This is a genomic window from Streptomyces malaysiensis subsp. malaysiensis (genome assembly GCF_040653035.1).
In the GTDB taxonomy this organism is placed as follows: Bacteria; Actinomycetota; Actinomycetes; order Streptomycetales; family Streptomycetaceae; genus Streptomyces; species Streptomyces malaysiensis.
In genome coordinates this window covers 1-14,001 of sequence record NZ_JBEZNG010000063.1, presented here as the reverse complement: position 1 = coordinate 14,001, position 14,001 = coordinate 1, and the positions used below count along the sequence as shown (strand labels likewise).

General features: G+C 70.9%; 3 protein-coding genes. All 3 read left to right on the top strand.

Annotation, left to right across the window (positions count from 1 at the left end; all coding sequences use genetic code 11):
• A partial coding sequence (locus tag AB0E24_RS45620) for an SDR family NAD(P)-dependent oxidoreductase (protein ID WP_359385910.1) occupies positions 1-1,620 on the top strand: 1,620 nt, incomplete at its 5' end.
• Between the two features lie 111 nt (positions 1,621-1,731).
• A complete protein-coding gene (locus AB0E24_RS45615; protein WP_359385908.1) occupies positions 1,732-12,006 on the top strand; it encodes an SDR family NAD(P)-dependent oxidoreductase in 10,275 nt (3,424 codons plus the stop codon).
• An 11-nt stretch (positions 12,007-12,017) separates the two neighbouring features.
• Positions 12,018-14,001: type I polyketide synthase (locus tag AB0E24_RS45610; protein ID WP_359385906.1), on the top strand; the 1,984-nt coding region annotated here is incomplete at its 3' end.

Genomic DNA, 14,001 nt, shown 5'->3' with positions numbered 1-14,001 from the left:
GGCATCCACGTCATCCTCAACTCCCTCACCGACAACCTCACCGACGCCTCCCTCCGCCTCCTCACCCCCAACGGCCGATTCATCGAAATGGGCAAAACCGACCTCCGCAACGCCGAGGACCTGCCCGAGGGAATCACCTACCAGGCGTTCGACCTGGCTCTGGATGCCGGCGCTGACCGGATCGCGGGCATGCTGGCGGAGTTGGTGGAGCTGTTCGACAGCCGCGCGCTCAGCTTGCCGCCGGTGCGGTGCTGGGACGTGCGCGAGTCGGTGGACGCGTTCCGCTTCATGGCCCAGGCCCGCCACATCGGCAAGGTCGTCCTCACCATCCCCCACACCCCCGATGGAACCATCCTCATCACCGGCGGCACCGGCAACCTCGGCTCCCTCATCGCCCACCACCTCGTCACCACCCACGGCGCCCGCGACCTCGTCCTCACCAGCCGCCAAGGACCCAACGCCCCCGGCGCCACCGAACTCACCAACCAACTCCAACAACACGGCGCCCGCATCCGCGTCCGCTCCTGCGACCTCACCGACCGCACCGCACTCGCCACACTCATCGACGACATCGGCCCCCTCACCGGCATCATCCACACCGCCGGAGCCCTCGCCGACACCACCATCGACCACCTGGACACCGACGCACTCACCACCACCCTCACCCCCAAAGCCAACCCCGCCTGGTGGCTCCACGAACTCACCCAAGACCACGATCTCGCCCTGTTCGTCGTCTTCTCCTCCTCGGCAGCGGTGCTGGGCAGCCCCGGACAGGCCAACTACGCCGCCGCCAACAGCTTCCTCGACGCCCTGATCACCCACCGCCGCCGCCAGGGCCTGCCCGGCACCTCACTCGCCTGGGGCTGGTGGCAACGAACCGGCGCCATGACCGCCCACCTCACCCAGGCCGACCACGACCGAATGACCCGCGCCGGTCTGTACGGCATCACCGAAGCCGAGGGCACCGCGCTGTTCGACACCGCCCTCGGCCGCGGTCTGGGCGCCGTCGCACCGGTCAAGCTCCACCTGCCCACCATCGCGCGTTCCGGCAGTGTGCCACCGGTGCTCCGCGCGCTGGTGCGCGCCGCCCGGCCAACCGCAAGCCAGGCAGCCGTCCAGGACGGCACCTGGGCCGACCGCGTCGCCGCGGTGGCACCCGAGGAGCGTCGGGCGGTCGTCCTCAAGTTGGTGCGGGCGCAGGCGGCCACCGTACTCGGCCACTCGGGCGCCGAGCATGTCAGCCCGACCCAGGCGTTCAAGGACAGCGGCTTCGACTCGCTCACCGCCGTCGAGTTCCGCAACCGCGTCACCACCGCCACCGGACTGCGGCTACCCGCCACCCTGATCTTCGACCACCCCACACCGAACACGCTGGCCGATCACCTGTTGGCGCAGTTGGCCCCGGCCGACACCGGGCCCTCGCTGGCCGACCTGGACGGTATCGAGGTGACGCTGCGGGCGCTTGCCGAGGACGGGGAGCGGCGGCCGACCGTGGTGGCGCGGCTGAAGCAGTGGCTGTCGACACTGGGCGCTGCCCAGCCCGCCGCCGACACCGCGCTGGACCTCGACGCGGCGAGCGCCCGGGAGATCTTCGACTTCCTCGACGGCAAAGCGGGTTAGGGCATGTCCCACTGATCTTCGACGGGTCGACCCGAAGAGCGTCGTCCCCACGGTCCGGTCCCCGTCCTTCCGGTCCCCGTCCTTCCGGTTCACGTATGGAGCTGAGCACCGATGGCGAACGAAGACGAGTTTCTGCACTACCTCAAGAAGGCCGCCGCCGACCTGCGTGACGCCCGGCAGCAGATCCAGGAGCTGGAAGCCAGGGACCGCGAGCCCATCGCGATCGTGAGCATGGCCTGCCGACTGCCCGGCGGCGTCGACTCGCCGGAGTCGCTGTGGGATCTGGTCGCCGCCGGTCGCGACGGCGTCTCCGCGTTTCCCATCGACCGCGGCTGGGACCTGGAGGGCATCTACGATCCGGACCCCGACCACCCGGGCACGACATACGCCCGGGAGGGCGGCTTCCTGGACGACGCGGCCGGGTTCGACCCGGCGTTCTTCGGCATCTCGCCGCGCGAGGCGCTGGCCATGGACCCACAGCAACGACTGCTGCTCGAGACCACCTGGGAGGTCCTGGAGCGCGCCGGTATCGACCCGGCGGCCCTGCGCGGCAGCCGCACCGGTGTGTTCACCGGCGTGATCCACAATGACTACGCCGACTGGTCGGCTGACGACACGGACCAGTTGGAGGGGTACCTGGGCAACGGCAGCGCGGCGAGCGTGGCGTCCGGCCGCGTCTCGTACACCTTCGGCTTCGAGGGCCCGGCCGTCTCACTGGACACCGCCTGCTCCTCCTCCCTGGTCGCCCTGCACCTCGCCATCCAAGCCCTGCGCTCCGGCGAATGCACCCTCGCCATCACCGGCGGCGTCACCGTACTGGCCTCAGTGGCGCCGTTCATCGAGTTCAGCCGACAGCGCGGCCTCGCCGACGACGGCCGCTGCAAAGCCTTCGCCGCCGACGCCAACGGCTTCGGCATGGCCGAAGGCATCGGCCTACTCCTGGTCGAACGACTCTCCGACGCCCAACGCCTCGGACACCCGGTACTCGCCGTGGTACGCGGCACCGCCGTCAACCAGGACGGCGCCTCCAACGGCCTCACCGCCCCCAACGGCCCCTCCCAACAACGCGTCATCCGCGACGCACTCACCAACGCCCAACTGTCCGCAACCGACATCGACCTCATCGAGGCACACGGCACCGGCACCAAACTCGGCGACCCCATCGAAGCCCAGGCCCTGATCGCCACCTACGGACAACACCGCGACCAGCCCGTGCGGCTCGGATCGCTGAAGTCCAACATCGGCCACGCCCAAGCCGCCGCCGGAGTGGCCGGCATCATCAAAACCGTCATGGCCATGCGCCACGGCATCATGCCCAAGACCCTGCACATCGACGAGCCGACCCCCGAAGTCGACTGGACCACCGGCACCGTCGAACTCCTCACGGAATCCCGCGACTGGCCCACCACCGACCAGCACCCCCGACGCGCGGCCATCTCCTCCTTCGGCGTCAGCGGCACCAACGCCCACGTCATCCTCGAACAGGCCCCCACCACACCGGAACCCGACACCTCGGAGGCACCCCCGGCAGGACCGGTGCCCTGGATACTCTCCGCACACACCGAACCCGCCCTGCGGGAGCTGGCGCGGCGGTTGGTGACGCGGGACGAGGGATCCGTGACGGACGTGGCCTACTCGCTGCTGCACGGTCGCGCGGCGCTGCCCTGCCGGGCGGTCATGATCGGCGCGACACGGGAGGACTTCGCCGCCGAACTCGACGCGTTGACCTGCGGGTCCGGTCGGGCGTCGAAGATGGTCTTCGTCTTCCCCGGCCAGGGCTCGCAGTGGATCGGTATGGGCCGCCGGCTGTGGGAGAGCTCCGCCGTCTTCCGCGACAGCGTGCTGCGCACCGACCGCGCGCTGGCCGAGTTCGTGGACTGGTCGGCCGCGGCCGTGCTGGCCGGCGAGCCGGGGACGCCGGACCTGGACCGGGTGGATGTGGTCCAGCCGGTGCTGTTCACGGTGATGGTGGCGCTGGCCGACGTGTGGCGGTCCTACGGCGTGGAGCCCGCGGCCGTGGTGGGGCACTCACAGGGCGAGATCGCCGCCGCACACGTGGCGGGCGGGCTGTCGTTGCGGGACGCGGCCCGGGTGGTCGCGCTGCGCAGCAAGGCGCTGACCGCGCTGGCCGGTGAGGGCGGCATGGCCGTCGTCCAGCGGTCGGTGGCATACGTGGAGGACCTGCTGCGCCAGTGGGAGGGCCGGCTGTCGGTCGCGGTGGTGAACGGGCCGGAGGCAGTGGTGGTGTCCGGTCAGGTCGCCGCGCTGGAGGAGCTGCTGGCCACCGAGGACCGCGCCCGGCGAGTCGCGGTGGACTACGCGTCCCACTCGGCACAGGTGGAGCGGATCGAGGAGGAGCTGGCCCGAACGCTGACCGACGTCCAGCCGATGACGTCGCGGGTTCCGCTGTTCTCCACCGTGGAGCGGGACTGGATCGACACCGCGTCGATGGACACCGGCTACTGGTACCGGAATCTACGCCAGACGGTGTGGTTCGACGATGCGGTCGGTCGGCTTTCCGAGGCCGGTTTTGATGTGTTCGTCGAGGTCAGCCCGCATCCGGTGCTCACCGCGAGCGTACGGGAGAGCTGCCCGGATGCGGTGGTCACCGGGACGCTGCGGCGTGACCACCACGACGTGGCGGCGCTGCTCGCCGCGGCGCGCGAGCTCCACATCGGGGGTGCCCGGGTGGACTGGGCCGCGGTGGTCGGGGAGGGCCGGCGGGTGGACCTGCCGACCTACCCGTTCCAGCGGGACCGGTACTGGCTGGAGCGCGGGTCCGGCTCGGGCGGCGACGCCACCGGGCTGGGGCTGCTGCCGACGCGGTATCCGCTGCTGGGTGCGGTGACCACGATCGCCGGAAGTGGCGCGGTCGTGCTGTCGGGCCGGCTGTCGGTGGCCTCCATGCCATGGCTGGCCGACCACGCGGTGGCCGATACGGTCGTCCTGCCGGGCACCGCGCTGGTCGACATGGCGATCCGGGCCGGCGACGAGGTCGGCTGCGGTGTCCTGGACGAGCTGGTCGTACAGACCCCGCTGGTGCTCGACCGGGCCGCCTCCGTGCAGGTCAGTGTGGGACCGGCGGAGGCGGACGGGCGCCGCCCGGTGTCCGTGCACGCCCGGCGTGACGACGGCGACTGGGTCGAGCACGCGGTGGGTGCCCTCGCCGAGGAGGCCGACCTACCCGTTCCGCCACGGAGTTGGCCACCCGCCGGGGCGGAGGCGGTCGACCTGACCGGTCTGTACGAGCGGTTGGCGGACGGGGGGCTGGCCTACGGGCCCGCCTTCCAGGGACTGGAAGCGCTTTGGCGGCAGGGCGGCAGCCTGTACGCGGAAGTCGCCCTGCCCGAGGCGGCCGGGGACACCGCCGGATATGCGGTGCACCCAGCGCTGTTCGACGCGGCGCTGCACGCGGTCGTCGGCACGGCCGAGCTGTCCGGGATCAGGCTGCCGTTCGCCTGGACCGGCGTCGCGGTGCACGCCACCGACGCCACTAGGCTGCGGGTCCGGCTGGACACCGACGACACCGGCGCCGTCCGCCTCCTGGCCACCGACACCACGGGCGAGCCGGTCGTCACCGTCGATGCGCTGGTCACCCGGCCGGTCACCGCCGACCAGCTGCGACGAGCCGACTCGGGCCCGGACGGCCTGTACGCCGTGGAGTGGGTCTCCCACACTCCGACGACGCCCGCGACCGTACCGGTCTTCGAGCGGTACGTGGTGGAGCCGACCGGAGACTACGTAGTCGCCGACACCCACCGGGCCACCACCGACACACTCGCACACGTTCAGCGACACCTGACCGCGACCACCACCCCGCTCGTCGTCCAAGCGCCCTACGACGACCTCGCCGGCGCGGCCGTCTGGGGGCTGCTCCGCACCGCGCAGACCGAACACCCGGGCCGCATCGTGCTGGTCGACACCGACGACCACCCGGCCTCCCAAGAGGTCCTGCCCATCCTGGTCGCCTCCGGCGAACCCCAGGCCCGCATCCGCGACGGCGCCATCACCCTTCCCCGACTCGCACGCCTGTCGGCGGACACCGAATCGGTCGCGATCGGCGACGGAACCATCCTCATCACCGGCGGCACCGGCAGCCTCGGCTCCCTCATCGCCCGCCACCTCGTGACCGAACACGGCGCCCGCGACCTGGTCCTGGTCAGCCGCCAGGGACCCGACGCGGACGGCGCCACCGAACTCACCAACGAACTCCAACAACACGGCGCCCGCGTCCGCGTCCGATCCTGCGACACCACCGACCGTGCCGCACTCGCCGCACTCATCGACGACATCGGACCGCTGACCGGCGTCGTCCACACGGCCGGGGCGCTGGCCGACGCCACCGTCGAGCACCTGGACGCCGACGCACTGGCCACCACCTTCGCCCCCAAGGCCAACCCCGCCTGGTGGCTCCACGAACTCACCCAGGACCACCCCCTCGCCCTCTTCGCCCTCTTCTCCTCCGTCGCCGGAATCCTCGGCTCACCCGGACAAGCCAACTACGCCGCCGCCAACACCTTCCTCGACGCCCTCGCCACCCACCGCCACGGTCTGGGCCTGCCCGGCACCTCACTCGCCTGGGGGTCCTGGCAGCGGGTCGGCGGACTGACCCGGAGCCTCGGCACGACCGACCGGAACCGGCAGGCCCGCGCCGGACTGCGCCCGCTGTCGGACGCCGAGGGAACCGCCCTGTTCGACGCGGCGCTGGCCGCCGGGACCGGCCCGGTGGTCGCGGCGAGGCTGGACCTGGCCGCGCTCGGTCGGGCCGAGGCGGTGCCGGAGCTGCTGCGGGACCTGGTCGTCCGGCGCGCCCGGCGGCAGGCGGGCAACGCGGGCGACGTCTCGTGGGCCGACCGGGTCTCGGCGATGGCCCCGCAGGACCGGATGAACGCCGTGGTCGAGCTGGTACGCGGCCAAGTGGCCTCGGTGCTCGGGCACAGCGACGCCCGCCGGATCGCCGTCGACCAGGCGTTCAAGGAGCTGGGCTTCGACTCGCTGACCGCTGTCGAGCTGCGCAATCAGCTGACCGCCGCGACCGGGCTGCGCCTCCCGGCGACCCTGATCTTCGACTACCCGACCACCGCCGCGGTGGCCGGGCTGCTGGCCGAACGGCTCTCCGGGCGGACCGCATCGGCGGTGCCGGACCCGCGAGTGGCACCGGTGTCGGCCACCGACAGCGAGCCGATCGCGATCGTCGGGATGGCCTGTCGGCTGCCGGGCGGTGTGACCTCACCCGAGGAGCTGTGGGAACTGCTGTCCTCGGGCGGCGACGGCATCTCCGGCTTCCCGACCGACCGTGGCTGGGACCTGGAACACCTCTACCACCCCGACCCGGACCACCCCGGCACCTCCTACGTCCGCGAAGGCGGCTTCCTCCACGACGCCGGCGACTTCGACGCCGCCCTGTTCGGCATCTCGCCACGCGAAGCACTGACCATGGACCCGCAGCAGCGGCTGCTGCTGGAGACCACCTGGGAGGTGCTGGAACGCGCGGGCATCGACCCCACCTCACTCCGCGGCAGCCGCACCGGCGTCTTCGCCGGCGTGATGTACCACGACTACATCTCGCGCCTGCGTCACTTCCCGTCCGAGTTGGAGGGGTACACCAGCAACGGCGGATCGGGAAGCGTCGTCTCCGGCCGAGTGTCCTACACGTTCGGGTTCGAGGGACCCGCCGTGTCCGTCGACACCGCCTGCTCCTCCTCCCTGGTCGCCCTGCACCTCGCCGTCCAGGCACTGCGCGCCGGCGAATGCACCCTCGCCGTCGCCGGCGGCGTCACCGTCATGGCCTCCCCCTCCTCCTACATCGAATTCAGCCGCCAACGCGGCCTCTCCCCCGACGGACGCTGCAAATCCTTCGCCGCCACAGCCGACGGCGCCGCCTGGTCCGAAGGCGCCACCACCCTCCTCGTCGAACGACTCTCCGACGCCAAACGCCTCGGACACCCGGTACTCGCGGTCGTACGCGGCACCGCCGTCAACCAGGACGGCGCCTCCAACGGCCTCACCGCCCCCAACGGCCCCTCCCAACAACGCGTCATCAACACCGCGCTCGCCGACGCCCGGCTGACCGCGGCCGATGTGGACGTGGTGGAGGCACACGGCACCGGCACCAAACTCGGCGACCCGATCGAAGCCCAGGCAATCATCGCCACCTACGGGCAGGACCGGGAGCACCCACTGTGGATGGGCTCACTGAAATCCAACATCGGGCACACACAAGCCGCCGCCGGAGCAGCCGGTGTGATGAAAGCGGTCCTGTCGATGCGGCACGGGGTGATGCCGAAGAGCCTCCACATCGACGAGCCGACCCCGGAGGTCGACTGGTCGGCAGGTGCGGTAGAGCTGCTGGCCGAGGCCCGCGACTGGCCCGCCACCGGTCGTCCGCGGCGCGCCGGGGTCTCGTCGTTCGGCGCGAGCGGGACGAACGCGCATGTGGTGTTGGAGCAGGCACCCGAGACGGAGTCCAACGACGCGGCGGAGGACACCCCGGAGCTGTCCGCGCCCTCCGGTCCGGTGCCGTGGGTGCTCTCCGCACAGAACGAAACCGCGCTCAAAGACCTGGCCCGGCAACTGGTGACGGAGACCGAAGGCTCGGTCCACCAGATCGCACATTCCCTCATCACCCAACGATCCACCACACTCCCCCACCGCGCCGTCCTCGTCGGCTCCACCCGTGAGGAATTCGCCACCGCACTGGAACAGATCACCGGACACACCCCGGATGGTGGCAAGACCGTCCTCGTCTTCCCCGGGCAGGGGTCGCAGTGGGTCGGAATGGGACAGCGCCTCTGGGAAACCTCACCCCTCTACCGCGACACCATCCACGAGGTCGACGCAGCCCTGTCCGAATACATCGACTGGTCCGTCACCGACATCCTCACCGGCCAACCCGGAGCACCCACCTGGGACCGCGTCGATGTGATCCAGCCGGTTCTGTTCACCACCATGGTCGCCCTCGCCACCCTCTGGCAACACCACGGCCTCACCCCTGATGCCATCATCGGCCACTCCCAAGGCGAAATCGCCGCCGCCTACACCGCCGGAGCCCTCACCCTCCAAGACGCCGCACGCATCACCACCCTCCGCAGCAAAGCACTCCTCCCCCTCACCGGCCACGGCACCATGATCAGCGTCCTCGCACCACCCGAAAAAATCCAGCAAATAGCCAACCCCGACCACTGGAACACCCGCATCTGGATCGCCGCCCACAACGCACCCAACACCACCACCATCACCGGCGACCTCGACGCCATCACCCACCTCACCCAACAACTCTCCCACCACCGCATCATGCGCTGGCAACTCCCCGGAGTCGACTTCGCCGGACACTCCGGCCACATCGACCAACTACACAACCAACTCCAAGAAATCCTCGCCCCCATCACACCGCAAAAACCCACCACACCCTTCTACTCCACCACCGACAACACCTGGATCACCGACACCACCCTGGATGCCGACTACTGGTACCGCAACCTACGCCAACCCGTCCTCTTCCAACCCGCCATCAACCACCTGAGCAGCAACGGCTACACCACCTACATCGAAACCAGCCCCCACCCAACCCTCACCCCCAGCATCCAGGAAACCAACCCTGACACCACCACCATCCACACCCTCCGCAATGAACAGGACGACACCGCCGCCTTCCTCACCGCACTCGGCCACGCCCACACCCACGGCCACCCCATCACCTGGCACACCCTCATCCCACCCACCAAAACCACCTCCCTCCCCACCTACCCCTTCCAACACACACATTTCTGGCTCAACGACAAACCCACAGCCGGCACCCAGGACGCCACCCAGCTCGGACTCATTCCGACCCCGCACCCACTCGTCCCCGCCACCACCACCCTCGCGGAGACCGGGGCCACCATCCTCACCGGGCACATCAACCCCGCCCACCACCCCTGGACCGCCGACCACGCCGTCAACGGCACCCCACTCCTCCCCGGCACCGCACTGGTCGACATGGCCCTCCACGCCGGCGACCACACCAACCACACCACCCTCGACGAACTCATCATCCACACCCCCATCACCCTCACCCACCCCACCACCATCCAACTCACCATCAACCCACCGGACGACGCCAACACCCGCGCCCTCACCATCCACACCAGCAACAACCCGGACGGACCCTGGACCGCCCACGCCACCGGCACCCTCACCCAGCGCCAACAAACACCCGACACCCCGCAAACCACCTGGCCCCCCACCGACGCCGAACCCATCGACCTGACCGGCGCATACGAACGCCTCGCCACCACCGGACTCGAATACGGCCCCACCTTCCAAGGACTCCACGCACTATGGCGCCAGGACAGCCGCCTCTTCGCCGACGTCCGCCTCCCCGACACCGACCACACCGACCACACCGACAGCTACGGCATCCACCCCGCACTCCTCGACGCCGCCCTCCACGCACTGGTCGCGGTCTCCGACGGGGACGAAATCCGGCTGCCCTTCGCCTGGACCGGCGTCACCCTCCACGCCACCGGTGCCACCAAACTGCGCGTCGAGCTGGAGTGGGACGCGTCGGGGTCCGCGAGCCTGCGCGCGTTCGACCCGTCCGGCCAGCCGGTGGTGACGGTGGAGTCGCTGGCGAGCCGGGTGATCAGCCCTGAGCAGTTGCGTTCGGCGAGTGCGCGCTCCGGGCCGCTGTACCGGCCGGAGTGGATCGCCTGGTCCGGCGTCGGCAGGTCGGGCGGTGCCGTGGAGTTCGAGCGGTACGAGGTGCCGACGGTCGGCGACGACGTCCTGGCCGACACCCACCGCATCACCACCGAGACCCTGACCCGAATACAGCAGCACCTGGCCGCGGACACCACCGCCCCCCTCGTCATCGAAGCCACCCACGACGACCTCGCCGGCGCAGCCGTCTGGGGACTCATCCGCACCGCCCAAACCGAACACCCCAACCGCATCATCCTCATCGACACCGACAACCACCCCACCTCCCGCAAAGCACTACCCACCCTGATCGCCTCCGGCGAGCCCCAAGCCCGCATCCGCGACGGCGCCATCACCCTCCCCCGACTGACCGCGGTCGCTCCCACCGAGCCGGTGGCGATCGGCGAAGGAACCGTGCTGATCACCGGCGGCACCGGGAGCCTCGGCTCCCTCATCGCCCGCCACCTCGTGACCGAACACGGCGTCCGCGACCTCGTCCTGGCCAGCCGCCAAGGACCCGACGCGGACGGCGCCACCGAACTCGCCAACCAACTCCAACAACACGGCGCCCGCATCCGCACCCTCTCCTGCGACCTCACCGACCGCACCGCACTCGCCGCGCTCATCGACGAGACCGGCCCGCTGACCGGCGTCGTGCACACCGCCGGAGCGCTGGCCGACGCCACCGTCGAGCATCTGGACGCCGACGCACTGGCCACCACCTTCGCCCCCAAAGCCGACGCCGCCTGGTGGCTCCACGAACTCACCCAAGACCAGAACCTGACCCTGTTCATGGTCTTCTCCTCGCTGGCCGGTGTGCTCGGCAGCGCCGGACAAGCCAACTACGCCGCCGCCAACAGCTTCCTCGACGCCCTGATCACCCACCGCCGACGCCACGGCCTCCCCGGCACCTCACTCGCCTGGGGCTCGTGGGAACGCACCAGCGGCATGACCCGCCATCTCACCCGCGCGGACCACGACCGGCTGGCCCGTGCCGGCCTGCGGCCGCTCACCGACGAGCAGGGGCTGGAGTTCTTCGATGGCGCGCTCGCCGTCGACCTCGGACAGGTGGTGACGGCCACGTTCGACCTGCCCGCCATCGGCCGCTCCGGCGCGGTGCCGGTGCTGCTCCGCGGGCTGGTGCGCGCGCCGCGCCGAACGGCCGTCGGGGCGGACTCCGGCGGGGCCGAGCCGTGGACGGAACGGGTCGCGGCGCTCGCCCCGGATGCCCGTGAGCGGTCGGTGCTGGCGTCGGTGATCGAGCAGGTGGCCCAGGTGCTCGGGCATCCGGACCCGGGTGCCATCGAGCCGGACCAGGCGTTCAAGAGCCTCGGCTTCGACTCCCTGACCGCCGTGGAGTTCCGCAACCGGCTGTCGGCGATGACCGGGCTCCAGCTGCCCGCCACGCTCGTCTTCGACTATCCGGCGGCCGGAGCGGTCACGCGGTACCTGCTGGACCAGGTCTCCCCCGCCCCGGCGGCCGCCGGGCCCGACGACGACCCGGACGAGCGGGAGTTGCGCCGGGTCCTGGAGCGGGTGCCGGTCGCCCGGTTCCGCGAGGCCGGGGTGCTGGAGGCGCTGCTGAAGCTGGCCGGTCCCGACCCGGCGCGGACGCCGGACGCGGCCGAGCCCGACGAGGACGGCCTGATTGACGCCATGGATGCCGAGGCGCTGATCCGGCACGTGATGGACGGAACCGGAGCCTGAGGGGAGCGACGATGACCAATGAACAGCTTGTCGAGGCGCTGCGCGTGTCGGCCAAGGAGAACGCCCGGCTGCGCCGGGAGAACGCCTCGCTCCAGGAGGGGGCGGCCGAGCCGGTTGCCATCGTGGGGATGGCCTGCCGACTGCCCGGCGGGGTCGACTCGCCGGAGTCGCTGTGGGAGCTGATGGCCTCGGGCGGGGACGCGGTCTCGCCGTTCCCCACCGACCGCGGTTGGGACCTGGACGGCCTGTACGACCCGGACCCGGATCACCCGGGCACCGCGTACGTCCGCGAGGGCGGCTTCCTGGACCGGGCCGGGGCGTTCGACCCGGACCCGTTCGGCATCTCGCCGCGCGAGGCGCTCGCCATGGACCCGCAGCAACGACTGCTGCTGGAAACCACCTGGGAGGTCCTGGAACGCTCCGGCATCGACCCGACCACCCTGCGCGGCAGCCGCACCGGCGTCTTCATCGGCATCATGTACCAGGACTACGTGACCCGCCTGCGCGACTTCCCCGCCGAGTTGGAGGGCTACCTCGGCAACGGCAGCGCGGCGAGCGTGGCCTCGGGGCGGGTCTCGTACACCTTCGGCTTCGAGGGCCCGGCCGTCTCGCTGGACACCGCCTGCTCCTCCTCGCTGGTCGCCCTGCACCTCGCCGTGCGGGCGCTGCGCTCCGGAGACTGCTCGCTCGCCGTCGCCGGCGGCGTCACGGTGATGTCCGTTCCGCATCCGTACGTAGAGTTCAGCCGGCAGCGGGGGCTGGCCGTCGACGCGCGGTGCAAGAGCTTCGACGCGTCCGCCGACGGCACCGTGCTCAGCGAGGGCGTCGGCCTGCTGCTGGTGGAGCGGCTGTCCGACGCCCTGCGACTCGGACACCCGGTGCTCGCCGTGGTACGCGGCACCGCCGTCAACCAGGACGGCGCCTCCAACGGCCTCACCGCCCCCAACGGCCCCTCCCAGCAGCGCGTCATCCGTGAGGCGCTCACCGACGCCAGGCTGACCGCGGCCGACGTGGACCTGTTGGAGGCGCATGGCACAGGTACCAGGCTCGGTGACCCGATCGAGGCCCAGGCCCTGATCGCCACCTACGGGCGGGACCGTGACCAGCCCGTGTGGCTCGGGTCGCTGAAGTCCAACATCGGGCACACCCAAGCCGCGGCCGGAGTGGCCGGTGTCATCAAGACCGTCATGGCCATGCGCCACGGTGTGATGCCCAGGACGCTGCACATCAGCGAGCCGACACCGAACGTCGACTGGTCGGCGGGCGAGGTACGGCTGTTGACCGAGGCCCGAGACTGGCAGTGCACCGACCAACGCCCGCGGCGTGCCGCGGTGTCGTCGTTCGGCATCAGCGGCACCAACGCCCATGTGGTCCTCGAACAGGCCCCCGCGGTGCCGGAGCCCGACGTGCCGGTGACACCGCCGGTCGGACCGGTGCCCTGGGTGCTGTCCGCACACACCGGGCCCGCGCTGACCGCCCTGGCCGAACGGCTCGCCGCGCATGTCGAGGAGGACGAGGCGCCGCTCGGCGACGTGGCGCACACCCTCAACACCACCCGTGCCACCCTGCCGCACCGCGCTGTGGTCGTCGGGGAGAGCCGCGAGGAGTTCGTCACCGCGCTCCGTGCCGTACGGCCGACCCGGCCGCGGCGCGGGCCGCTGGCGGTGATGTTCACCGGACAGGGCTCACAACGCCCCGGCATGGGACAGCAGCTGTACGAACACTTCCCCCTCTTCGCCCAGGCACTGGACGAGGTCTTCGCACTCGCCACCCCCGGACTACGCGAAGTGATGTTCGACCCCGACCAAGCCGAGACACTCCAACGCACCGACCACGCCCAGATCGCCCTGTTCGCCTTCGAAACCGCCCTCTACCGACTCTGGGAATCCTGGGGCCTACAACCCGACATGGTCTGCGGACACTCCGTCGGAGAAATCACCGCAGCCCACATCACCGGCACCCTCACCCTCCCCGACGCCGTCCACCTCGTCACCA